Source organism: Streptomyces sp. NPDC020845 (genome assembly GCF_044334165.1).
In the GTDB taxonomy this organism is placed as follows: Bacteria; Actinomycetota; Actinomycetes; order Streptomycetales; family Streptomycetaceae; genus Streptomyces.
On the sequence record NZ_JBIRSJ010000025.1, the window covers coordinates 109,179 to 133,620 of the forward strand.

General features: G+C 70.0%; 16 protein-coding genes and 3 pseudogenes. 7 read left to right on the forward strand and 12 right to left on the reverse strand.

What is annotated here, in order from left to right:
- Window positions 1-123 precede the first annotated feature (123 nt).
- Complete coding sequence (locus ACH4U7_RS47135; RefSeq protein WP_398533934.1) at window positions 124-621, forward strand: aminoacyl-tRNA deacylase; 498 nt, start codon at window positions 124-126, stop codon at window positions 619-621.
- A gap of 251 nt (window positions 622-872) precedes the next feature.
- On the opposite strand, the gene ACH4U7_RS47140 is transcribed toward ACH4U7_RS47135, so the two are convergent.
- From ACH4U7_RS47140 to ACH4U7_RS47165, 6 genes are read right to left on the reverse strand one after another with little or no spacing between them, the layout of a single operon-like run.
- On the reverse strand, window positions 873-3,551 hold the full coding sequence (locus tag ACH4U7_RS47140; protein WP_398533935.1) for an endo-beta-N-acetylglucosaminidase: 2,679 nt from the start codon (window positions 3,549-3,551) through the stop codon (window positions 873-875).
- 41 nt (window positions 3,552-3,592) lie between these two features.
- Window positions 3,593-4,900: a glycosyl hydrolase gene (locus tag ACH4U7_RS47145; protein WP_398533936.1), complete on the reverse strand. Its 1,308-nt coding sequence runs from the start codon at window positions 4,898-4,900 to the stop codon at window positions 3,593-3,595.
- A 1-nt stretch (window position 4,901) separates the two neighbouring features.
- A complete protein-coding gene (locus ACH4U7_RS47150) occupies window positions 4,902-5,771 on the reverse strand; it encodes a carbohydrate ABC transporter permease (protein WP_398533937.1) in 870 nt (289 codons plus the stop codon).
- Complete coding sequence (locus tag ACH4U7_RS47155; protein ID WP_398533938.1) at window positions 5,771-6,721, reverse strand: carbohydrate ABC transporter permease; 951 nt, start codon at window positions 6,719-6,721, stop codon at window positions 5,771-5,773. The genes ACH4U7_RS47150 and ACH4U7_RS47155 overlap by 1 nt, the downstream gene beginning before the upstream one ends.
- Before the next feature lie 2 nt (window positions 6,722-6,723).
- A complete protein-coding gene (locus ACH4U7_RS47160) occupies window positions 6,724-8,031 on the reverse strand; it encodes an extracellular solute-binding protein (protein WP_398533939.1) in 1,308 nt (435 codons plus the stop codon).
- A 41-nt stretch (window positions 8,032-8,072) separates the two neighbouring features.
- The gene (locus tag ACH4U7_RS47165; RefSeq protein ID WP_398533940.1) at window positions 8,073-11,213 is read right to left on the reverse strand and encodes an alpha-mannosidase; all 3,141 of its coding nucleotides are present in this window, start codon (window positions 11,211-11,213) and stop codon (window positions 8,073-8,075) included.
- Window positions 11,214-11,366: 153 nt separating this feature from the next.
- On the opposite strand from ACH4U7_RS47165, the gene ACH4U7_RS47170 reads away from it, so the two are divergent.
- Entirely contained in the window at window positions 11,367-12,482 is a 1,116-nt protein-coding gene (locus ACH4U7_RS47170; protein WP_398533941.1) for a LacI family DNA-binding transcriptional regulator, read from the forward strand.
- Between the two features lie 21 nt (window positions 12,483-12,503).
- On the opposite strand, the gene ACH4U7_RS47175 is transcribed toward ACH4U7_RS47170, so the two are convergent.
- The 6 genes and pseudogenes from ACH4U7_RS47175 to ACH4U7_RS47200 form a co-directional block, all read right to left on the reverse strand.
- Complete coding sequence (locus ACH4U7_RS47175; RefSeq protein ID WP_398533942.1) at window positions 12,504-13,700, reverse strand: methylaspartate mutase; 1,197 nt, start codon at window positions 13,698-13,700, stop codon at window positions 12,504-12,506.
- An 80-nt stretch (window positions 13,701-13,780) separates the two neighbouring features.
- Window positions 13,781-14,260 carry a cobalamin B12-binding domain-containing protein gene (locus ACH4U7_RS47180; RefSeq protein ID WP_398533943.1) on the reverse strand — a complete coding sequence of 160 codons (480 nt, stop codon included), beginning with the start codon at window positions 14,258-14,260 and terminating at the stop codon, window positions 13,781-13,783.
- A 499-nt stretch (window positions 14,261-14,759) separates the two neighbouring features.
- Window positions 14,760-15,415: pseudogene (locus tag ACH4U7_RS47185) on the reverse strand (response regulator); the annotation flags it as partial.
- Window positions 15,412-15,720 (reverse strand): hypothetical protein, encoded by a 309-nt coding sequence (locus ACH4U7_RS47190; protein ID WP_398533944.1) that lies wholly within the window; start codon window positions 15,718-15,720, stop codon window positions 15,412-15,414. The gene ACH4U7_RS47190 and the pseudogene ACH4U7_RS47185, both read right to left, overlap by 4 nt.
- A gap of 96 nt (window positions 15,721-15,816) precedes the next feature.
- Window positions 15,817-16,254: pseudogene (locus tag ACH4U7_RS47195) on the reverse strand (ABC transporter permease); the annotation flags it as partial.
- Window positions 16,254-17,178: pseudogene (locus tag ACH4U7_RS47200) on the reverse strand (ATP-binding cassette domain-containing protein). The pseudogenes ACH4U7_RS47200 and ACH4U7_RS47195, both read right to left, overlap by 1 nt.
- Window positions 17,179-17,450: 272 nt before the next feature.
- Here ACH4U7_RS47200 and ACH4U7_RS47205 point away from each other — a divergent pair.
- The 5 genes from ACH4U7_RS47205 (at window position 17,451) to ACH4U7_RS47225 (ending at window position 24,406) form a co-directional block, all read left to right on the forward strand.
- Window positions 17,451-18,716 carry a glycosyltransferase gene (locus ACH4U7_RS47205; protein WP_398533945.1) on the forward strand — a complete coding sequence of 422 codons (1,266 nt, stop codon included), beginning with the start codon at window positions 17,451-17,453 and terminating at the stop codon, window positions 18,714-18,716.
- 65 nt (window positions 18,717-18,781) lie between these two features.
- Window positions 18,782-20,986, forward strand: coding sequence for an ArnT family glycosyltransferase (locus ACH4U7_RS47210; RefSeq protein WP_398533946.1), 2,205 nt, complete (start codon window positions 18,782-18,784; stop codon window positions 20,984-20,986).
- A 42-nt stretch (window positions 20,987-21,028) separates the two neighbouring features.
- Window positions 21,029-21,778 (forward strand): response regulator transcription factor, encoded by a 750-nt coding sequence (locus ACH4U7_RS47215; protein ID WP_398533947.1) that lies wholly within the window; start codon window positions 21,029-21,031, stop codon window positions 21,776-21,778.
- Window positions 21,775-23,316, forward strand: coding sequence for a sensor histidine kinase (locus tag ACH4U7_RS47220; protein WP_398533948.1), 1,542 nt, complete (start codon window positions 21,775-21,777; stop codon window positions 23,314-23,316). Before ACH4U7_RS47215 ends, ACH4U7_RS47220 begins: the two co-directional genes overlap by 4 nt.
- Window positions 23,317-23,410: 94 nt before the next feature.
- Complete coding sequence (locus tag ACH4U7_RS47225) at window positions 23,411-24,406, forward strand: MsnO8 family LLM class oxidoreductase (protein ID WP_398533949.1); 996 nt, start codon at window positions 23,411-23,413, stop codon at window positions 24,404-24,406.
- Window positions 24,407-24,442 lie beyond the last annotated feature (36 nt).

A 24,442-nucleotide genomic window follows, 5' to 3' on the forward strand; every position in this document is an offset into this window, starting at 1 on the left:
CGAAGGAGTCGGGAAGTCCAGGGAGTATACGTACAGGTGAGCCGGTCGTCAGCGGCTGAACCTCCCGCAATGACGTCCCGCTAGGAGAACCCGCGACTTTCCACGCACGGTAATCTCGGCGAGATGAACAACCCCTCGCCCATCGGCCCCTTGGACATCCTTACGGCGCTCGGCGCGCCCTTCCGGCTGCATGAGCACCCCGACGCTCTCGGCTCCCTGGAGGCGTGCGCCGAGCTGGGCGTTCCGCTGGAGCAGACCGTCAAGACCCTCGCCTTCGTCACCCCCGAGGACCAACTCCTGCTGGCGGCGCTGCCCGGCCACGCACGGCTGCGGTACGGCGCGCTGGCCCGCGCGGCCGGGATCCGCCGCGCCGATCTGTCCCCGGCCGGGGCCGACCGGCTGGCGCGGGCGGGGATGCGGCCCGGCGGGGTCTGCCCCGTGTCCGCGGACCGGGCCGCGGCGGTGGTGTTCGACGAGACCATAAGGGGCCTGGGGCGTGTGCACTGCGGCAGCGGCCGGCCCGACAGCAGCATCGAGATCGATACGGCGGATCTCATGGCCGCCGTCCCGACGGCCGTGAGCGCGCCGATCGCCGACCTCCCGACCAACCGGCCGGCGTAACCGACCGCGCCGCGACGGATCAGCTCCAGGCCCGCCGCTCCTGGCCTCGGACCAGGGCCCAGCTGCCCGCGCCGAACAGCGCGTCGCCCAGGATGGCGGACCGCAGCTCGCCGAAGGACGCCTCGCGACGGCCGGCCACCAGGAATGAGGGAGCGCCCGGCACATGTCGTACCGGGCGCGGCGTCCTCGGCCTGCCCGCGCGAGCCCGATCGTCCAAGCGCGGGCAGGCCGCCTTTCCCCCGCTACGCGCTCTAGTTGCCGCGCAGCACCGTCGTGACCTTGTTCCCGGCGTAGTCCTCCAGCACGGCGACGACCTTGCTGGTGGAGCCGGCCATGGTCACCGTCATCGCCGGGCGGGTGGTGCGGCCGCGGACGATATACGGCTTGTTGCCCGACCCGTACGTTGTGGCGAACGACTTCGGCTGCCCGTCCTCCAGGACGGTCAGCGTGTGCCAGTCGGCAAGTGTCGGGCGGGAGAACGTGAAGGTGTTGCCGGAGATCTTGACGGCGGTGGCGGGGTAGGGGCTGATCTCGGTGTCGGCGAAGGTGCCACGTAGGCCTGTGGCCGTGCCGGCCGTTCCGTTGTCGGTCTTTGCGGTGAGGAGGTATTCGTCCCCGTTGACGGGTACGCCGGTCAGGGTCGCGCTCGTCTGCTGACCGGTCACCGTGACCTTCTTGGTGAACGGGTTGGCGGTGTCGAGGCTGCGGACCTCCAGCGTGAGCGGCCGGCCGGTCTGCCCCGGGGACCATGTCGCCTTCAGCGTCCCGTCGGAGCCTGCCTTGGCGGTCAGGTCGGCCGGGGCCGAGGACAGATCGAAGGACACGGTCGCGGGCTTGCTCCGGGATCCGTCGGGGCCGACCGCGACGAGCTTGATCGTCCCTGATGTGGCGGTGAACCGCTTGACGTAGTAGACGTCGTCGTAGATGCCACCGAGGTAGGTGTCGTCGAGATAGACGTCGTAGCGGCGGACCGTGTCGTAGTCGCTTCGCTGCCAGGACAGGAACAGCTCGTCGCTGTCCGGCAGCAGCTGGTCGATGCGCAGCTTCTCGGGCTTGGCCGGGGTGCGGTCGACGCCGTCGTGCAGGGCCAGGGCGCCCAGGTTGACCTGGTAGTTCTCGATCGGCTGTGCCCCCGCGGCGACGACGAGGCCAAGGGACGCGATGTGCTCACCGGCGTACTTCGACAGGTCGGCGGACACGGTGGTCCAGCCCTCGGTACGCTTTCCGGAGCCGGACAGCGGCACCTGCACCACCTTGCTCGGATCGGAGGCCAGCACCAGCGCGAGCCGGAGCTGCGAGTCGTCGTCCGCCGAGGGCTTGTTGTACGTCAGGGAGAGGGACGACCCCGCCTTGACGCTCAAGTCGGTCTTGTAGAGGCGTACGGTGTTGTCGCTGTCGAGCCTGCCACTGAGCACCAGCGAGCTGCCCCCGTTGTAGGCCCCGATCTTCTGGTAAGAGAATCGGTCGGCCGGCGTGTACTTGGGGCCGTAGTCGAAGTCGGCCTTGAGCGGCGAACTCGCGGCGTCGATCCACCACTGCCAGGTCACCGGGATGTCCTGGAGGTTGATGTTGCCCCACTCGGCGCCGTTGGAGAGCTTGCCGTCGCTCCAGGTCGACAGGCCGTGTCCGGTGTTGAAGGACGTCGCGAAGGTGCTGCCCTTGATGACCGAGCGCTCGGCGACGTACTTCGAGATGCCCTTCCAGCTGCCCTCAGGCGTGGTGGACCCCTGGGACGAGCCGGTCCACCAGCGGCGTTCCCGGTCGAAGACCGCCGACTGGGCCTTGTCGTCGGTCTTGTTCGCGTAGTCGGAGGAGACGAAGTCGGCGCCCAGCGTGGCGATGGCGTTCATGGGCGCGCCGTCGGTGCCGAGGTTGTTGTCGAGGTCGTACGGCTGGTCGAACTGGTACATGCCCGCCTCTACGCCGGCGAAGACGCTCTTGCGGGGGTTGAGGCCCAGGCTCTCGGCATAGCTCTTCGACCGGGTGAGCTTGGACTTGTCCCACCAGTAGTTGAGGAAGACCGAGTCGGACACATCGCCCTCGGCCTTGTCCCGGACGAACGGGGCGTTGACCGCGTTGAACTCGTTCTGGTATGAAACCCGGCCCGTGGTGTTGTCGATGGAGTCGTACCACTGCACATACAGGCCGCCGTCGCGCAGCTGCTTGAGGAAGCGCTTGAAGGTGGGGATGTCGGCCGCGGCGACCGCGTCCTCCTGGTTGAAGAAGTAGCCGTCGAAGCCGTAGTACTTGGCGACCTCGACGAGCTTCGCGGCGGCGGGGAAGTTGCCGGCGGCGTCCCGGACGAGCAGTTCGGAGTACGTCTGGTCGCCCCGGTCGTTCGGCGAGAAGAAGATGCAGCCCAGCGACCGCACGCCGTTCGCGTGGGCGGCGTTGGTGTAACCGGGGTTGGGCAGGTTGACCGCCCCGAACTCGAACCACTTCTCCTTCCAGTCGAGGTTGGGGTCGTAGTAGTTCACGGGCACGCCCTCGGTGGGCATGCCGTGCCAGGAGGCGTACACATCGGAGTACTGCCAGTAGTTGAAGAGGTACTGGCTGAACTCGTTGGTGTACGGGTGGCTCTCGAAGAACGCGTTGCCGTAGTCGCCCGCGAGGGTCAGCTGTTGGGTGTCGGCGGGCAGCGCCGGGTTGCGCTGGGTGGTGGCATCGGGGGCTATCCGGGTCTGCAGCGGCACCTTGGCGCGCAGCAGCTCGGCGTCGGTGTCGTCGGCGGGGTTCCAGCGCAGCAGGTCGGTGGAGGAGTAGCCGTGCTGGTAGGGCTGGTTGGCGCCGACGGCGCTCTCTCCCGGCCAGGGGAGGGTGTCGCCGGCCACGGCGGTGCCCGCGCCCAGGGTCAGGGCCAGTGCCGCTGCCAGGGCACCGGTGCGTGCACGGACCGAGGCCCGTCTTCTGGCGTTGCCTTGTCGTGCCATATCGCTTCCTCGCTTTCCTTCGCTTTCCCTAGGGTCTGTCGTCAAAGGGGGCGTCCGGCCTGCGTGTGTGCTCGGTTGAGTACTTCCGCGTCGCTGACCGAGCTGTAGAAGGTGCGCCCGGTCGGCTTGGCAGGGATGAGGGATTCGATGCCGCGGGCGCTCAGCGCACCGGGGTCGGCGGCGGATGTGGATGTGGCCAGGGCGGGGCGCGCTCCGGCGCGGGCACGGTCCATCCAGGTCTCGAACACTCCGCCGCCCGGGGCCAGTTCGGCTCTGGAGACGGGGACGTCCTCGTCGTCGACCGGAATTACGACGGCCTCCCGCCGAGGCGAGGGGCGGGGGCGGTCGCGGAGCTCGGCGGCGAGTGCGGCGAAGCGCTGTCCGATCGGCTTCACCGCGCCGTCGGCGTCGATCAGACCGAGGCTGTGCTCGAGATCGGGGAAGTCCCCGAGTCGGCGTGACACATCGTGCGAGCACCACCAGGTGATGCCCCACAGCGCCTCGCTGTCGGCCGCGGTCCGTACCGTCCGTTCGCAGAAATCGGGCGCCTGGTCCTCGGTGAGGTGGTTCAGCGGGGCTCCGACCTCCTGGAGCCACACCGGGCGGGCGGGGTCGGTGGCGAAGGCGCGGGAGAGCTCGATGAGGTAGGCGGCGTGGTGGACGCTCTCATGGGACATGGCGCCGTAGCCCTGCGCCGTTCCGTTGAAGATCCACGAGTGCACCACGCTCATCTGGCCGTACCGGCTGGAGTGGGCCGGGACGAAGGGGTGGCCGTCGGCGTACCAGACGGCGTCGTATTCGGCGTTGAGCCGAAAGTGGCGGGGGTCGCGCGGCCCGGTGCCGTGCAGGGCGTCGAGCCAGGACGTCACCTGGGGGGTGGTGGCGGGCATCCGGTTGGGGTGCACCGCCGAGGTGAACTGGTTGACCTCGTTGCCCAGGGTCAGCCCGAGGAAGTTGGGCAGATCGTGCAGCTGCTCGTCGAACGCCTCGACCAGCAGGGCCTGGGCGGCGATGGCGTCGGGGTCGCTGAACATGCTGCACCGGTGCCAGTTCGCCAGCCAGCTCGGCACGAAGTCGAAGCCGGACAGATGTCCTTGGAGGACATCGACACTGGCGTCGAGTCCGGCGTCGCCGGCGATCTCCACGACCTCGCGGATGTCCTGGAGGGCGCGGCGGCGGATCAGGGTCCGGTTCGGCTGCACCACGGGCCACAGCGGCAGGATGCGTACATGGTCGATGCCCAGGCCGGCCAGGGCCTTCATATCGCGGCGGGTAGCCTCCCGGTCCGGGGCCAGCCAGGAGTAGAACCAGTCCTGGGAAGGCGTGTAGTTGACTCCAAACCTCAGCATGTCAACCTTTCAGGCCGCCGGCTTCCAGCCCGCGGAAGAAGTAGCGCTGCAAGGCGGCGAAGAACGCCACGATGGGAAGCAGGGCGATGATGGTGCCGGCCGCGATCAGGCGCGGGTCGTCGTAGAAGGTGCCGCGCAGCCGGTTCAGGCCGACGGTGAGGGTGTAGTTCTGTTCGTCCGACAGGACGATCAGGGGCCAGAGGAAGTCGTTCCACGAGCCGACGAAGGCGAAGATCGCCACCACCGTGATCACGCCCTTGACCTGCGGCACGGATACCCGGATGAACCGCTGCCAGGCGTTGGCGCCATCGACGATGGCGGCCTCTTCGAACTCCGCGGGGAGGTTGCGGAACGCGTTGCGCATGAGCAGCACGTTCAGCGCCGCCACCAGGGTCGGCAGGGCGACCCCGAACAGCGTGTTCACCAGACCGGCGGTCCTGACCGTGAGGAACTGGGCGATCAGCACGGTCTCGGACGGGACGAGCAGGGCGGCCACGACGACCGCGGTCGCCAGGCCCCTGCCGCGGAACCGCAGCTTGCCCAGGGCGTAGCCGGCGCAGGTGGCGCCGACAACGTTGCCAGCCACGGCCATGGCCGCCACCGCCAGCGAGTTCAGCAGATAGCGCGGCACGGGTACGCGGTCGAGGACCGTGGCGAAGTGGTCGAGCGTGGGGTGTTCGGGGATCACCGCGGGCGGCCGGGTGTACAGCGGTTCACCGGAGCCTTTGAGGGACAGCGAGAGCTGCCACACCAGCGGTCCGGCCAGGAGCACGGCCATGAGTACGAGGATGAGATAGCGCGCCACGGAGCCCGGCCGGGCCCTGCGCCGCCGGGTGGCCGTGGTGCGCGATCGGGAAGAGAGCTGAGCCATCAGGAACTCCTCTGCCTGCGCTGCACGGCGAGTTGTACGAGCAGCAGCGCGCCGAGGACCACGAACATGAAGAGACTGATCGCGCCCGCGTACCCGGTGCGCGCCTGCAGCCCGGTGCCTTCCCGCTGGATCAGCATGGTCATGGTCAGATCGCCGCCGCCCACTCCCCCGGTGCCTCCGGTGAGGACGTAGATCTCGCCGAACACCCGGAAGGCCGCCACGGAGGACAGCACGGCGATGAGCGTCATCGTCGAACGCACCCCGGGGACCGTGACGTTGAGGAAGGTGCGCACCACACCGGCGCCGTCCATCGCCGCCGCGTCGTACAGGCTCTGGTCGATATTGGCCAGGGCCGCGAGGTAGATGACCATGTAGTAGCCCAGGCCGGTCCATACGGTGACGAACATCGCGCTGAAGAGCAGCAGCCACCGGTCGCTGAGGAAGGGTACGGGCTCGGCGACCAGGTGGAGCGTGTCGAACAGCGCGTTGACCAGACCCCGCTTGTCGAGCATGTTCGTCCAGATCAGCCCGACGACCACGGGCGACATGACGACGGGCAGATACATGGTGGTGCGGAAGAAACCCGAAAGCCGTCCCGCGCCGCTCACCAGCGTGGCGAGGATGAGCGGGAGGACCACCATGCAGGGCACCACGCACACGGTGTAGAGCGTGGAGTTCAGCAGGGCGGTGGTGAAGCGCTCGTCGGCGAACATCCGGTGGAAGTTCTCCCAGCCGACGTACTGCCCCTGCCGCAGCAGGGTCGAGTCCGTGAAGGCAAGCCCCAGGGTGTTCGCGAACGGCACCATGACCATGAGCACGATGACGGTCAGCCCGGGCAGCAGAAACAGCCACGGGGTCAGGAACCAGCGGTGCGTGGCCAGGACGGTCCCCCCTCGGCGAGACGGGCGGCCGCCGCCTCGCTTGAGGGAGGTCCCAGGCCGGGCTTCCATGGTCACTTGTTCGCGTCCAGGCGCTCGTTGGAGTACCGGACGGAGTCGTCCAGCGCCTTCTTCACCGACTTCTTGCCCAGCAGCGCCTGCGCTATCTGCTCGCGCAGCGTCTGGCTGTCGGCCGACCCGGAGAACGCCGGCGGCCACCACACGACGGCCTTCTTCACCTGGGCGGTGCTCTCCAGCCGCACCTTGGTGGCCGGGTCCCCGTCGTCCTTGGTGAAGTACGCGTCGTCCAGCGTCCCGGCCGACGAGGGGAAGACCGACGCCTTCTTGGCGAAGGCGAGCTGGTTGGTCGAGTCCGTCACATACTTGGCGAAGGCGAGCGCCAGGGACTGGTTCTTGCTGTTGGCGTTGACGACCAGGGACTCAATGTACATGTTGGGCGCGCTGTTGTTGATCCGGGGCCCGATGCCCAGGTTCTTGTAGACCTCGGGCGCGGTGGCCTTCAGATCGTCCAGCGTGTACGAGCTGCCGGGCAGGTAGGCCAGGCGGCCCGCCTTGAACTCCTCGACTTCCTTGGTCTGCAGGTTGTTCAGCGCCTCCTCGTCCATCCCCTTCTTGGCGTACAGCTTGCGGAACCGCTGGACGTACTCCACGCCCTTGGCGTCGTCGTAGGTGAACTTCTCGCCGCGCTCGTCCATGAGCGGCACGCCGTACTCGCCGAAGGTCTCGATGGCGGGCATCCTGGCGATCATCATCGTGTCCGAGCACTTCTCGGCCATGGTCTCCGCCTGGTCGAACAGCTCGTCGTAGGTGGCGGGCAGCTTGTCGGGGTTCAGCCCGCACTTCTTGAACAGGGCCTTGTTGAAGAAGGACGGACCGGTGTTCAGGTACCACGGATAGCCGTACGTGCCACCGCCCAGGCCGTCGAACGTCATGGCCTCCCACGCCTTGTCCAGATACTTGCCCTTGGCCTTCGGATCGGCCTTGCCCAGGTCGAGCAGGACACCCGCCTGCGCCAGGGTGTAGGCGGCCTCCGGCCCCATGTCGACCACGTCGGGGAGGGAGTTGGCCGCGGCATCGGCCGACAGCTTGTCCTGGTAGCCCTCGGCGGGCTGGTCCACCCACTTGATGTCGGTGCCCGGATGGGCCTTCTCGAACGCGGCGATGAGGCCGTTGAAGTACGAGGTGAACTTGTCGTTCTTCAGATTCCAGGTCTGGAAGGTGATCTTGCCGGACACCTTTCCGTCCGGTGCCTTCGCCGAGGTGTCGCCGCCGCCACCGCCGCCGGTGACACAGGCGGACAGCAGCAACGAACCGAGGGCCAGTCCCGCGGTGAGCGCGGCCCGTCTTCCCGCTGACTTCATTCGTCTTCTCCTCACATGGGGTGTGTGATGGCGCCTTCGGGTCAGGGGGCGATGCGCAGGGTCGCCACCTGGAAGGGGCCGAGTTCCAGGGCCGCGCCGTCGGCGGGACGGCGCGCGCCGGCCGAGGTCCGGGGCAGGGCCGTGGACAGGTGGTCCTTGGCGGTGTCCTCGGCGGCTTCTTCGGCCGGGAGTTCGCGTTCCAGCAGGTCGGTCTCCCATACGACGGCGTCCGCGGCGAGTCCAGCACAGGGACGGAGCAGGGCTCGCGCCCGGGCGCCCTGCGTCTCGTAGACCCGCACGACGAGGTCGCCGGAGCCGTCGTCGGCGAGTTTGACCCAGTCGACGATGGCGTGACCCGTCAGCGGCTCGATGGCCACCAGGGGTTCCCGTGGTGGGATCGCGGCGATGTCGGGCGCGTTGAACAAGGACGCGGCCTCCACCGCGGCGGGCACATCCGCGCCGGGCAGCAGCGCCCAGCGGAAGTGGTGGCGGCCCAGATCGGCGTCCGGATCGGGGAAGCGGCTGCCGCGCAGCAGCGACAGCCGGACGACGGTGGAGTCGCGGTCGGCGCGTGCGTCGGCGCCGTACATGGTGTCGTTGAGGATCGCCAGCCCAAAGGCGCCGTCGGCCACCTGGATGTACCGGTGCATGGCGGCCTCGAACATCGCGTCCTCCGCCCCGGTGTTCACCAGGAGTGGCCGCTCGACGTAGCCGTACTGCGTCTCGTACCGGGCCGTGCGCGCCATGACGTGGACCGGCAGAGCGACCTTGAGCAGGCGCTCACGCTCCTGCCAGTCGACCTCGCACTCCGTCTCGAACTGTCCGGTGCCCGCCCGCAGCCACATCGTCAGCGTGACGGTCGACGCGCCGAACCGCCGGATGACCTCGACGCCGGCGTCGGGTCCGTCCCGGACCACCGTCCGGCTGGTGACGTCGTCGACCACCTGGAAGTGCCGCAGGGCGTGCCGGTCCACGTCCCATGCGTCCCACCGCACCGGCTCGTCGCGGAACAGCTGCAGTACGCCCGCGCGCCCGCCGGGCGGCACCACCTCCCGGCCGCCGCGCAGGTCGACGAGCGAGGTGATGTGGCCGTCGGCGTCGATGACGACCCGCAGCAGGCCGTCGTCCAGGACAGTCGCACCGGCTTCCCCGTCGGCGATCCGGACGGGGTCCGGCTCGCTCTCGGCGTCGGCGGTGCGTGCCGATACGAACGGAGGAAGCAACTCTGCCGTCTGCCCGTACGTCCTTCCGTCTGTCGCAGTGTCCAGGGCCTTGGCCGCCTCGTCGATGAGCTCCCGCAGGCGGGCCTCGGTCGCCCGGTAGGTGTCGCGTGCCTCGCGGTGCACCCAGCTGATCGAGGTCCCCGGCAGGATGTCGTGGAACTGGTGCAGAAGCACGCCGCGCCAGATCTCGTCGAGGCGATCCTTCGGATAGGGCGCCCCGCGCAGGACCGTGGCCGCCGCGCTCAGATACTCGGCCGCCCTGAGCAGCGATTCGCAGGCCCGGTTGTGCCGCTTCATCGCCACCTGGGAGGTCAGGGTGCCCCGGTGCAGCTCGAGGTACAGCTCGCCGCGGTGGACGGGTGCCAGCGGCGGCGCGACCGACTCGACCTCGCGCAGCTCCGCCTCGGCGTCCTCGAAGAACTCCGCCGGAGTCCGGGACACCACGCGTGGCGCGCCTTCCAGGTCGGCGAAGCGGCGCAGCCGTTCGGCCATCTCCCGGGTGGGCCCGCCCCCGCCGTCGCCATAGCCGTAGGGCAACAGCGAGTGGGAGGCGATCGCCTTGTCCTTGAAGGTGGTGACCGCGTGGCGCAGTTCGCGGGCGGTGACCTCGGCGGCGTAGGTCTCGGCGGGTGGGAAGTGGGTGAAGATCCGGGTGCCGTCGATGCCCTCCCACCAGAAGGAGTGGTGCGGGAAGGTCGTGGTGTCGTTCCAGGAGATCTTCTGGGTCAGGAACCAACGGGCCCCGGCCCGGCGCGCCAACTGCGGCAGCGCGCCCGAGTAGCCGAAGGAGTCCGGCAGCCACACCTCCCGCGCCTCGATGCCGAAGCGGTCGAGGAAGTAGCGCTTGCCGTAGCTGAGCTGGCGCACCAGGGACTCGCCGGTGGGTATGACGCCGTCCGGCTCCACCCACATGCCGCCGACCGGCACCAGTTGCCCGCGCTCGACATGGTCCCGTACCCGTGCGAAGAGTTCGGGGTAGTGCTCTTCGAGCCAGGCGAAGTGCTGTGCCGCCGACATGGTGTAGACGAGATCGGGATGGGCGTCCAGCAGGGTAAGGGCGTTGGAGACGGTCCTGGCGAGTTTGCGCACGGTCTCGCGCAGCGGCCACAGCCACGCCGAGTCCATATGCGCATGCCCCACCGCGGTGATGCGGTGGGCGGAGGAGTGCGCGGGCGCGGCCAGGAGCGGGGCGAGGACGGCGCGTGCCCGGTGGGCGCTGCCTTCTGCGTCCGCCTCGTCGTAAACGTCCAGAGCGTGCTCGATTCCGCGGAGCAGCCGCCAGTGGCGCGGCTCGTCCTCGGTGAGTTCGGCGGCCAGACCGCCGAGCACGTCCAGGTCGGACAGGAGCGCATACACCTCCGGCGAGAACACGGCGGTCTCCGCGCGCCGTAGCCGGAACTGCTCGAACGGCTCCTGCGCGCCCTTCTCACCGTGCTCGGTGACGACGAAGGGCGGCAGCCCCAACAGGAGCGGGTTGGCCGCGGCCTCCACGTACAGCTCGAAGTGGCCGTCGGAGTCGAGCAATCCGCTGCCGGCGGGACCTTCGCTGAGCCGGATCGCCGTCTGCCGCGGGTGCAGCCCCTTGACGATGGTGCCGTCCGGCGTGAAGACCAGGCCCTCGCAGTGACCGCCGACGGAGTGGTCGAACCAGCCCAGGTCGAGCAGGAGGTCGATCGCTCCGGGGGTTTGGGGCTCGACCTTGCCGCGGATACGGAACCAGGTCGTGGACCACGCGGGCCCCCAGGCGTCGCCCAGGGCGAAGGGGCGGTAGTCGGGACGGCCGCGATGGGGTTCCGGCGTCAGCCCGAGCGCATGACGGGGGCTCACCGGCTCACCGTCGTCCCCGACCGCCCAGGCCTCGACCTCAACGCCCCCCAGACGGCGGTGGACGTGGGGAAGGATGCGTTCCCGACGCACGCGGTCGAGCCGCTCGAGTGTCCTGCTGAAGTGATTGTGCATGCGTGGTTCTCTCCGCGGAGGAGGAGCGACAGGCCATCTAATACGTTTTAGTAGTAGCGCGAGTGGCCGCAGATTAATACGTTTCAGTTCGGCGGTCACCGCAGCGCGTTGTCACGTTTGTGTAAAGTCCATGTGCGCCACGATGGAGGGTCGATGTCACCGAAGAAGAACGCCTCGTCAGGAGCGGAGGCGGACTCGGGCTCCCCCGGACGCACGCCCGCCGGGGAGCCGCCGCCCCGGCTGCGCAGCACCGACATCGCACGGCTCGCGGGCGTCTCCGTCGCGGCCGTGTCCATCGCGGTCAACGGGCGCCCCGGTCTGAGCGATGCGACCCGCAAGCGCATCCTCGATGTCGCGGATGAACTCAACTGGCGCCCGCACCTGGCCGCTCGGGCACTCAAGGGCGCGACCAACGACGTGGTCGGCATCGTCATCGCCCGTCCCGCGCGCACCCTCGGCGTCGAGCCGTTCTTCGCCCAGTTCCTCTCCGGGCTCCAGTCCTGTCTGTCCAACCGAGGGATCGCCACCCAGTTGCTCATCGTCGAGGACACCGCGACCCAGATCGCGGTCTATCGGCGCTGGGCGGCCGAGAACCGCGTCGACGGGCTCGTCCTGCTCGACCTCGCGGTCGACGACGTACGGCCACAGCTCGTCGCCGATCTCGGCATCCCCGCGGTGGTGCTGGGAAGCCATGGCAACCCCATGCCGCTGACCAGCGTCTGGGTGGACGACCACGCCGCGACGGTCAGCATCCTGGACCATCTGGTCGGCCTCGGACACCGGCGCATCGGCCACGTCAGCGGCACCACGTCCTATCAGCACACCCAGCGCCGGCTGCGGGCGATCGACGAAGTACGCGACTCGGCCGGCATCGACGTGACGTCCATCGCCACCGACTACTCCGACGCCCAGGGCGCGTCGGCGACCCGTCGACTGCTCGAAGCGCAGCCGCGCTACACGGCGGTCGTCTACGACAACGACGTGATGGCGGTCGCCGGACTCGGCGTGGCCACCGAGATGGGCATCCCCGTGCCCGACGAGGTGTCCGTCGTGTCCTTCGACGACTCCGTCCTCACCACCATGGCGCGCCCCACCCTCACCGCGCTCACCCGCGACACCTTCGCACTCGGCACGCTCACGGCCACCGAACTGCTCCGCGTCATGGCCGAACGACCCCAACCCCGCCCCGTCCAGGCCCCCACTCCCCAGCTCGTCGTACGGCAGAGCACCGCCCCTCCCGCCGAGGGAGCGAACGTCAGCCGAGGCTGAACCTGGCGCCGTGCGGGGAGTTCACACCAAATCGACAGCCATGGGATTATCGAACTTCCGGCGCATATAAGAGAGATCCTTGAGAAGGTCTGCCGAAGTGAACCGCCCGCCACCACCCCGCCGCGGGGAGCCGCCGAGCGGCAGGGCGCCGGTGGACTCCCAGCGCAACCGGCCGTCGTCGTCGATGAAGCTGCGCGTGTCTCCTCTGTTGTCCGGGTGTAAGCAGTAGGGGATGTCCAAATACCCTCGTTTGAAGGCCAGCAGCAGCGCGCGGCCCACATCGGGGGCGAGGTTCAGCACCGCGCCGACCAGCGCCGCCGCCTCCTCGTACGTACGGGAGTCGGCGTCGTCGGCGGCGCGGGCGCGAGCCGGCGGGACGCGTCCGGCCGCCCAGGCCGCGTATTCCAGAGCGCGCACATTCTCGTCGATGGTGGGGATGCGCCGTGATTCGGAAGCCGTCTTGACGATCAGCCGCTGTGCGCCGCCGACGACCGCGAGCTCCGCCGCCTGCCCGAGCAGGCGGTAGGCGCCGTCGAGTGTTTCGGGGTAGAGGCCCATGTAGGTGTAGACGACGACATGCCAGTCGACGGCCGACAGCAGTTCGCCGCACAGCCGCCGCAGCGCCGCGATGGCCTCCCGGTCCTGCGTCGGGTCGGTCTGCTGGGCGTAGCTGACGGACACGCTGCGGAGGCCGTGCTGGACGAAGAACAGGGCCTCGAGCACGCTGATGGCCACCAGCTGGCTGGGCGGGCACAGCTGTCCGAGCATGCAGCCGCCGAACGTCTCCAGGTGGGGCTCCACACCGGTGTCACGGAGCTGCGCGAAGAGTTCGCAGCTCACCTCCCAGTTGCGCACGGACTCGGACAGCGGTGTGCGGCCGTAGGGCAGGCAGTAGGAGACGGGGCCACCCTCGGTGGCGCCCAGGCGTACGGGGGGCAGTGCGCGGAAGATGTCCACCGGGTTCGCCGAGCCGTGCCGCACCTGGACGGGGAAGTCCTCGCCCTGGATGCCGGACAGCACCTGTGCGGTGGTGGCGGCGGGGTGGCTGACCAACGGGTAGCCGTTGAGGTCGATTCCCTCGCGCAGGGCGGTGGCGACGGCGTCCAGGCGTCCCACCCGGGTGTGGGCGTCGACGGTGATGGTGCCGACGGTACGGGCGGCGGCCCCGCGGGTCGCGGCGAGCCCGGCGCGCATGGTGGCCGGATCGCTGAACCCCATGCGGGGTTGTACGACGAGTCGGCCATGCGCCGCACCGGCCCGGACGAATGCCCCGAAGTCCACCACGGCCTACCGCTCGCTCATCGCGCGCCGTGGGCTTGGGCGAGGGGCCGGCCCGGGCTGTGGGTGACCGTGACCGGCAGCGCGGCGGCGAAGGCCCGCAGGGTGGCGGCCGGGTCGCTGCCCTCCTCGACGACCTCGTCGAATCCGGCCGCCCGAAGCTCCTGTGCGCGGACGCCGTCCGCGCCCTTGACGCCGAGCTTTCCGCCGATCACCACCGCGGTGGCGGTGAGCCGGTGGTCGGCCCGCAGTTTCTTGATGACCCGCAGTCCGTCCTGGTAGCCATGGCCGTTGACGCTGCTCACCGCGATGAACGCGGGGGCGATTTCGGCGCATCGGGCCACCAGCAGATCGTCGGGGACGCAGGGGCCCAGGTTCACCACGGAAAAACCCAGTTCCTCGATGAGTAACTGAAGGAACACCAGATTCCAGGTGTGGGAGTCCGAGGCCATCGTGGTCACGACGGCGGTCTGTCTCATATCGGTTCGCTGGTCGGTCATATGACCGTTCCCCCTTCTGATAGTTCCATGGGTCTCGTACGGCCACCTCGACACGCGCGTGGTCCGCGATGAACAGCGGGAACCGCGGCAGCCTCACGCGGGGAAATCAGGAAGAAGCCGGGGGTCGAATTCGTCAACCTGGCCCGGGAAGACACCCCGAGAATCGACAGGGAATTCCATTGACCGCAATGCAGCCAACCGGCAGCAAGGACATGCTCGACAACACGCAGAAATTCCCCCGCCCCGCGCGAAAAGTGGACATTGCGCCCGCCGGCGCCTTCTCCCATCGGAAGACGGCCCCCGCGTTCCGGAACCTCCGAGAAAAACCCATCAGAGACCTCGCCACCCTAACCCGCGGGGCTGATACGAAGTCAAGGTTTTCTCACCGGCATATTCGCCGCAGTGAAGCTTTTACCCTTTGTCGTGCGGACAACTCGCTGCGCCATTCCGCGATTTGCGGCAGAGGGCCGTATCCGCCCGGCTCGGCTATGACTTGGGCCCTGACCAGCCCGGCGTCGTACGCCATGATGACGGTCTGGATACGGTCCCGCGCCCCGATCTTGGCGAGGACCCGTCCGACGTGCTTCTTCACCGTGGACTCGTGAGGACGAGCCGTTCGGCGATCTTCCTATTCGTCCAGCCCTGGCCGATGGCGACCAGGACTTCGCGTTCGCGGTCGCTGAGGGTGCGCAGCCGGGGTCCTCCGGCGCGTGAGCCTCGGCCGGGGCGAGTACCCGGTGGGCGTAGGCGTCCAGCAGACGCCGGGTCAGGCTGGGCGCCACGACGGCGTCGCCGGTGGCGACCGCGCGGATACCGGCCACAAGTTCCTCGGGGCGGGGCGTCCTTGAGCAGAAAGCCGCTGGCTCCGGCCCGTAGCCCTTCGTAGGCGTATTCGTCCAGGTCGAAGGTGGTGACGATGAGCACACGGGTGCGGCCGCCGGCGGCGACGATCCGGCGCGTGGCCTCAAGGCCGTCCATGCCGGGCATACGGATGTCCATGAGGACGACGTCGGGCCGCAGTTGCTCGGCCAGGCAGACGGCCTCGGCACCGTGCTCCGCCTCGCCGATCGGGCTGAGGCCGGGGGTGCCCTCCATGAGCATGCGGAAGCCCATGCGCTGGAGGGGCTGGTCGTCGGCGATCAGCACGGTGGTCATGGCAGTTGTTCTCCTGATGCCGACGGACGGGGTCGTTGCCGGTCGAACGGGGCCGAGAAATCGGTGGAGCGTGGGGTGGGCACATCGAGGACGACGTCCATGAGCCAGCCGTGCCCGGTCTCGCGCGGGCCGATGGTGACGGAGCCGCCGTACATCGCGGCCCGCTGCCGGATGCCGACCAGACCGTGTCCGGCGTCGCCCGAGCCGGTCCGTGGCCCCGGCCTCGACACCGCTCGCGCGGGCGCCCCCGGCGGTGCTCCGCTGTCGGCGATCCGTATGCGCACCGTGCCGACTTCGGCGGCCACGGTGACTTCTTGTCACGGGAGTCCGTGTCGCCGAAGGGCGAACTGCCGCTGCCCCACAGCAGGTCGGGCAGGGTGACCCAGACGACGATCAGCACCAACCGGCAGCCGCCGCGGAACCGCGGCGAGGGTGGAGCGGATCATGCCGGTGCTGTACTCGCCCTCGGACAGCAGCACCCCGAGCCCACCGATGGCCAGCTGTGCGAAGGACACACCGGTCAGGGCCAGGCTGACCGCGTCGCTGTCGCCACCGGAACCCCCCGGGCCGGGCGGTCCGCCGGTCGCCACGGCGTCGGGGCTGTAGGTGTACGAGGCGATCGCCCCGAAGAGGATCAGCAGCACGACGGCGACACCCAGGGTGATCCAGGTGGAGCGCAGCGACCAGAAATTGGCCCACTCCGAGCGCAGCACCCGGATGCCGGTCACCTTGTAGGGGGTCCTGGAGGTTGCGGGGGCCTTGGGCTCGGGCGCCGCGGAGAGGTTCCGGCCCTTGCCCGGGCCCGGGCGCGGGCTGCGGTGGAGTGCGGTGGTGGGCATCAGGCGGCCTTTCGTTCGGTGTCGGCGGGGGCGCTCTGGTATTCGACGGCGTCGCGGGTGAGGTCCATGAAGGCCGCCTCCAGGGACACGGCCTTGGGGGGTGAGTTCGTACAGCGGCACCCCGTGCTGAGCGGCGATCGCCCCGATCTCATGGGCGTCACGCCCGGTGACCGGCAAGTCCTCAGCGGAGGACGAGCTGATCGTGACGTCGGGGCCGGCCAGCAGCGGGCGCAGCCTCATGGCCTCGGTGGTGGCGACCTTCACACCGCCGCCGTCGGCCTCGCGGGTGAACAGGCCGTGTGTCCGCGAGCAGCCGGCCGCGTCCGATGATCATCAGATGGTCGGCGATCAGCGCGGTCTCGCTCATCGGATGCGAGGAGAGCTTCACGGCCCGGCCCTCGTCGGCCAGCCCGCGCAGAAGGTTGCGCACCCACAGCACACCCTCGGGGTCGAGGCCGTTGACCGGTTCGTCGAGCATGACGATCGCCGGGTCGCCGAGCAGGGCCGAGGCGATACCGAGCCGCCGGCCCATGCCGAGGGAGAAGGCGCCCACGCGCTTGCCGGCCACGCTGGTCAGCCCGGCCAGCTCGATGACCTCCTCCACCCGGCGGCGCGGAATGCCATGGGTGTACGCGAGCGCCATCAGGTGGTTGAACGCACTGCGCCCGGGATGGACGGACTTGGCCTCCAGCAGGGTGCCGATCTCGTGCAGCGGGGCGGCGTGTTTGGCATAGGAGCGGCCGCCCACGGTGACCGAACCCTTGGTGGGGGCGTCCAGGCCGACGATCATGCGCATCGTCGTGGACTTGCCCGCGCCGTTGGGCCGAGGAAGCCGGTCACCTCTCCGGGCTTGACGGTGAAGCTCAAGGTGTCGACGACCGTCTTGTCGCCGTACCGCTTTGTCAGCTCACGGGCTTCGATCATGGGAGTGGGCCTCTCTCGCCTCGAACCGGCCGCCGCGCAAGCGCTGCGGCGTCTGCGATCGACGCTATGGGGGCGGCCGGTGGCAACCCTGGGACCGCGGGGGAATCTTCGGCGCCCGAGTGGTACCGCGGTACCACTGGAACACCCCGGGACGACGGCTCTCAGCGAGGACCCAGCGGACTCTCGGCGAATTCCCAGCCTGCTGTCGCGGGATTCCCGGCTTGGGCCGCGAGGGTGCAACCCCCACCGTCGCCTCTCCGTACGAGGAATCCATGCCCCAGACCTCCACCCGCCCGGGCGTCGCAGCCGGCTTCCAGCCCGCGGCCCGCCCCGATCCCTCCGACCCGGCCCAGACGGACACCCCGACCGTCGAAATCGTCGTTCCCGTCTACAACGAGGAGCGCGCGCTGCCCGGTTGTCTGCGCACCCTGCACACCCGGCTGCGTGAGCAGTTGCCGTTCCCGTGGCGGATCACGGTGGCGGACAACGCCAGCGTCGACCGGACCTTCGAGGTGGCCACGACACTGGCCGACGAGCTGCCCGGGGTGGGGGTGCGCCACCTGGACCGCAAGGGCCGCGGCCTGGCGCTGCGTACGGTGTGGGGCGCGAGCGACGCCGACATCGTCGTGTACATGGACGTCGATCTGTCCACCGGGCTCGACGGGCTGCTGCCGCTGATAGCGCCGCTGGCCAGCGGACATTCCGATCTGGCCATCGGCAGTCGGCTCGCGCCGGGCGCGCGGACCGTGCGGGGGCCCCGCCGCGAGTTGATCTCCCGCTGCTACAACGGGTTGATCCGGCTGACCCACGGGGCCCGGTTCAGCGATGCGCAGTGCGGCTTCAAGGCGGCCCGTACCGAGGTGCTGCGACCGCTGCTGGAGAAGACACGGGACGACGCCTGGTTCTTCGACACCGAACTCCTGCTGCTGGCCGAGCACAATGGGCTGCGCATCCACGAGGTCCCGGTCGACTGGGTGGAGGACGTGGACACCCGGGTCGACGTGGTCGGCACCGCCACCGACGATCTGCGGGGGCTGTACCGGATGGCGCGGCTGAAGGCGTCCGGCGCCGCCCGGGTCGCGCTGCCGCGCCGTCCCGCTCCGGCCGCCGAACACCCGGACGCGGTGCTGGCCCCCGACACCGGCCGTTCCCGGTTCACCTGGGAGGTCGGCTGCTTCGCCGCGATCGGGGTGGCCTCGACCATCGGGCAGGGGCTGCTGTACTGGCTGCTGCGCGGCTGGTGGCCGCCCGCACTGGCGAACCTGGTGTCGCTGCTGGTGCTCACCGTGTTCAACACCGAGGCCAACCGCCGCCTGACGTTCCGCTGGTCGGAGACCGGGGTGGGGCGGGCACATCTGGGTGCGGGTGCCCTGTTCGTCCTGGGCTACCTGGTCACCTCCGCCGCCGTACTGCTGTACCGCGAGAGCAGTACGGACGCCTCGCCTGGCACCGAAACGCTTGTGCTGATCGCGTCGTCCGTGCTGGTCACCGCCGTGCGTTTCCTCGTGCTGCGGCTGGCCGTCTTCCGGCGCTCATGAGCCCCGCCTCCCGTACCCATACCTCTGTCGGAACAGCTGTCCGGAACAGGAAAGCGAAGCGCACCGTGACCCACATATCGCAAGAGCCGTCGACCACGCCCGCGAGCGCGCCGCCACCACGCGTGGTAAGCCGCGCGCTGCCTCGCTGGGCCGCCCCGGCCGCGCTCGGCGCGATCCTGCTGCTGGCCGCGGTGCTCTACGGCTGGGCCCTCGGCTCCCTCGGCTGGGGCAACAGCTACTACGCGGCCGCGGTGAAGTCGATGGGACGCGACTGGACCAATTTCCTCTTCGGCGCGTTCGACCCGGCCGGGGTGGTCACGGTCGACAAACCACCGGCGGCGCTGTGGCCGCAGGTGATCAGCACCAAGATCTTCGGCCTGCACGGCTGGGCGATGATCCTGCCCCAGCTGCTGGAAGGTGTCGCGGCGGTGTTCGTCCTGCACCGGACGGTACGCCGCTGGGCGGGCGAAGGCGCCGGGCTGCTCGCCGCGCTGGTCATGACGCTGACGCCGATCACCGTGGCGATCAACCGCGACAACAACCCGGACACGCTGCTGGTGTTGACCCTGGTCGCGGCTGCGTACGCGCTGACCCGGGCCTTGCAGGCGCCGGCCGGCCGGACGGCCCTGTGGTGGCTGTGCGGCAGTGGCTTCCTGATCGGCGTCGGGTTTCTGACGAAGATGCTGGCCGCCTGGATGGTGCTGCCGGCCCTCACGGCTGCCTGGCTGATCGGCGCGGCCGGGACCTGGTTCGTCCGCGTGCGCCGGCTGCTGATCGCGGGAGCCGTGCTGGCGGTGTCCTCGCTGTGGTGGGTGGCCATGGTGGCGCTGTGGCCCGGCGACCGCCCGTACATCGGCGGCAGCGAGGACGGCTCGGCCTGGGACCTGGTGATCGGATACAACGGGCTCGGCCGGATCTTCGGCGAGAGCGGTGTCGGCGGCGCGATGGGCGGCGGGGTCTCCTTCGGTGGCGCCGCCGGTCTCGGCCGGCTCTTCAACGACCAGGTCGGCGGCCAGATCAGCTGGTTGCTGCCGCTCTGCGGGGTGGCCTTGGGCGTGGCGGTGGCCGTGGCGGTGCTGCGCCGACGCGGCGGCACGGCCACGGGCGAGCCGCTGGCCGCCTCCGGGTGGGTCCTGTGGGGGACCTGGCTGGTGGTGTGCGGGCTCGTGTTCTCCACTCAAGAAGGGATCTTTCACCCGTACTACACGACGCAGCTGGCCCCCGCCGTCGCCGCGCTCACCGGGGGCCTGGTGACCACGCTGGTCCGCGCCCATCGGGCCGGTGCCCGCTGGGCCCTGCCGACGGGGACCGGGGCGGTCCTGGTCTCGATGGTCTGGGCGGTCGTCGTGATCGAGCGGCAGTCGTCGTGGCACGGCTGGCTGGCGTGGCTGGTGGTGGTCGTCGGCCTCGTCGCGATCGCGCTCCTGCTGCTCTCGGGGCTGCGGCGCCGACTGCTGCCGGCCGCGCTGGGTGGCGCCGTCCTGGCGGTGCTGCTGGCGCCCGGTGCCTGGGCGGTCAGTGTTCCCGGGTCCACCTCCGCGATGGGCGGCGCCAATCCCATGGCCGGACCGGCTGGGGGAATTCCGTTCGGCTCGGGCTCCTTCCCCGGTGGGGGCTCCGGACCCGGCGGCTCCGGACCCGGCGGCTCCGGACCCGGCGGCCTCGAGCTTCCCGGGGGCTTCGGCGGCGGTACGAGTGGCGGGCGAGGAGGTATGCCGCCCGGGATGCCGTCGGGAATGCCCGGCTTCGGCAGTGGTGGCAGTGGTGGCAACGGCAGCGCGGGAGGCATGGGTGGCCTGAGTGGCCTGGGCCGACTCTTGGGGGGCACCGACCTCACCGCCGATCAGCGCAAGATCCTCGACTACGCCGTCGAGCACTCCGGCTCCGCCCGGATCAGCCTCGCCGTCGAGGGAGGCGCCAACGGCGCGTCCACGTTCATCCTGAACAGCGACGCGACGGTCATCGGCATGGGCGGCTTCATCGGCACCGACGACGCGCCGTCGGTCCACCAGCTGGAGACCTGGACCAGCAAGGGTGAGCTGCGCTACGTCCTGGGCTCCGACTCACGCTCGGGCGGCACTCCCTTCGGCGCGATGGCGGGCGGCGACAACGCTGCTTCCCAGCGCTCCGAGTGGATCAGCGACCGCTGCGCCAAGGTCCCGGCCTCCGCCTACGGTGGCAGCTCCGGCAGCTCCGGCAGCAAGGCTTCCGGACCGACCGGCATGATGGGAATGGCCACCACGTTGTACGACTGCGCCGCCGAGAAGTAGCCGTCACGATATGAGCGACGGCAGAACGGACCGCCACACGCTATGGCCGAGCAGCCCGCCACCCAGCTCACCCACCGCATCCTCGTCGTCGAGGACGACCCCGGCATCCGCCTGCTGCTGGAGTCGGCCCTGGGCCTGTCCGGATACCAGGTGAGCAGCGCCGCCACGGGGCGCGACGCCCTGCTGGGGGTCGAGCGTTTCCGCCCCGACCTCCTGTTGCTCGATGTGATGCTGCCGGACCTCGACGGCTTCGAGGTCACCCGAAGCCTGCGCGCGGTCGGCGTGCGCACCCCGGTCCTGTTCCTGACGGCCCGCACCGAGGTCGGCGACCGCATCGCCGGCCTCGGTGCGGGCGGCGACGACTACGTCGGCAAGCCGTTCAGCATCGAGGAGGTGCTGCTGCGCATCCGCGCCATCCTGCGCCGTACGGGGCACGATGTCCCGTACGAGATGGGCGAGGACGAGGCCGAGGTGCTGCGCTACGCGGACCTCGAACTGGACGAGCGGGCACACGAGGTCCATCGGGCGGGGCAGTACATCCCGCTGTCCCCGACCGAGTTCAAGCTGCTCGCCTTCCTGATGGAGAACCCCAACCGGGTGTTGAGCAAGTCCCAGATCCTGGACCGCGTCTGGGGCTACGACTTCTCCGGCGACGGCCGCATCGTCGAAACGTATGTGAGATACCTGCGGCGCAAGATCGACCGCCTCGATCCGCCACTGATCCACACCCAGCGGGGCGTGGGGTACTGCCTGCGCCTGCCGCGCGACCACACCCCGTGGACCGAGGGATGATCCGCCGGATCCGGCTGGGCGCCGCCAAACGGCCCGGGTCGTTGCGCAGCCGCCTGGTGTGGGGTGCGGCGCTGCTGGCCGCCGTGGCGGTGCTCGCCGCTCAGACCATCGGATTCCTGGTGCTGCGCTCATGGCTGCTCAACCGCGTCGATCAGCAGCTCGACGACTTCGTCCTGCCGCAGCAGGCCTTCGCCCGTGACGTCGATCCCGAGCGGGTGCCCCGGCCGCCGAACCCCGGCTCGGTGACCCTGCCCTCCGACTTCCGCCTCACCTTCTTCGACGCGGCGGGCCACAAGCGCGGCATTCTCGGCGGTGGCAAGGCTCCGGGGCCGGATCTGCCGGGTTCCGTCGGCCGGTTGCATCTTGCCGACGGCCGCCCGGCCACCGTTGCCGCGGTCTCCGGTGACGGCCACTGGCGGATCCAGAAGAAGGCCGCACCCGATCACACCTCGTATGTCGTCGCGCTGCCCCTGGACACATTCGACGGTGCGACCTCCAAGTTGCTGTGGCTCAATGCCATCGTGCTGGCCGCCACCCTCACCGGTCTGATCGCGCTCAGCCGGTGGGTGGTCCGGCTCGGGCTGCTGCCGCTGACCCGTATGGAGCGCTCGGCACAGGACATCACGGTCAGCGATCTGAGCCTGCGGCTGCCGGACACCGACCCCCGTACCGAGACGGGCCGCCTCGGCACCGTGCTGAACACGATGCTCGACCGGTTGGAACAAGCCCTCCGTGAACGCGAGTCCTCCGAGGCCCGGCTGCGCCGGTTCGTCGCCGATGCCGGACACGAACTGCGCACACCGCTGACGTCCATCCAGGGCTTTGCCGAACTGGCCCTGCGCCATGAGGGACGGCCGAGCGCCGAACGGCGCGAGGCCGACCGGCTGATCGCCCAGAACGCCGAGCGGATCAGCCTGCTGGTCGACGATCTCCTGCTGCTGGCCAAGCTGGACAAGGAACCCGACTACCGCAGCGAGCGGGTCGACCTGCTGTCGGTCGCCGCCGACTCCGTGAGCGCGGCGGCACACCAGAGCCATGGGCACCCGATCAGGCTGGGCGCCCTTGGCACCGGGGCAGCCTCCGAGGAGGAGGATCTGGAGCTGGTCGAGACGACCGGCGATCCCCACCGGCTGCGGCAGGTCGTGGGCAATCTGCTGTCCAACGCGCTGACCCACACTCCGCCCGGCACGCGGGTGGACGTACGCGTGGGCACCGGACGGGCCGGCCCCGCCACCGGCGGCACGGACCGCCCCGGCCGGACGAGCCCGTCGCCACCGCTACGGGAAGGGGCGCGGATCTGTGTGCTGGAGGTGGCGGACCATGGCCCCGGGCTGTCCCCGGAAGCCGCCGAGCGGGTCTTCGAACGCTTCTACCGGGTCGACCCGTCCCGCGCCCACGACCACGGCGGCTCCGGCCTCGGCCTGGCCATCGCGAGCGCGATCGCCCAGGGCCACGGCGGCCGGCTGGAACTCGAGACGGTCATGGGCCGCGGCAGCGTCTTCCGGCTCGTGCTGCCAGCGGATTCCGGTACGCCCTGAGACACGCACCAACCGCCTTGTCCCAGGCCCGATTTCGGGACCGTCCTGGGGCGAACAGCCGCCCGAGGCGGCCGGTACTCCCTATGCTCGCTGCATGATCGACCTGCCGCTCTCCGCGCTGGAAGTCGCCATGGTCCAGGCCGGCACGCGGGCCGTGGACACGCTGCGCGACACCACGGCCTTCGCCCAGCGTCTCGACGCCCTCGGCTACCGCCGGCTCTGGTACGCCGAGCACCACCACTCCCCCGCCATCGGCGCGTTCCCACCCGTCGTGCTCACCGCCCATGCGGCCGCGTCGACTTCGGCCATCCGCCTGGGCTCGGGAGGTGTCCTCGCGCCCAACCACGCCCCCATCATGCTGGCGGAACAGTTCGGCACACTCGCCGCACTGCACCCCGACCGGATCGATCTGGGCATCGGCCGCGGTCCCGGCACCTTCGACGAGTCCACCGCCCGGGCACTGCGGCGCGGCGCCGGGCCGATGACGGACGACGAGTACCGGGACGATGTGGCGTCGACACTGCGGTTCCTGGTCGACGAGGTCGCGCTCGGCCCGCTTCCGGAGCCGTGGCTGCTGTCCTCCAGTACCGCCGGTGCCGCGCTCGCCGCGGAACTCGGCCTGCCCATCGCCTTCGCCCATCACATCCGTCCCGACAACACCCTGGCCGCGCTCGACCATTACCGCGCGCACTTCTCCCCCTCCCCGTGGTGTGAACGCCCCCGCGTGCTGGTGTGCGTGGAGACGGTGTGCGCCGAGACTCAGGAGGAGGCGATACGGCTGGCCGGCCCGATGAACGTCGTCAAGGCCGGGCTCCTCAAGGGACATAGCGAGATACCGTTCCCCACGCCCGCCGAGGCGTCCGCGCACCCGTTCACCGCGGAGGAGCGGCAGGCGCTGGCGGCCTTCGGGGCCCAGCAGGCGTACGGCACACCCGAGACCGTCGTGCGGCGACTGGCGGAACTGGCGGACGCGACCGGCGGGGACGAACTGATGCTGGTGACACCGGTCCATGCGTTGGCGGCCCGGCTGCGGTCGTACGAACTCGTCAAGCAGCATGCCCACGCGCCACGTCCGTCTGCTCCCCGCTGACGGTGGTGGCCGGGACCGGTTCGGTCCCGGCCGCCG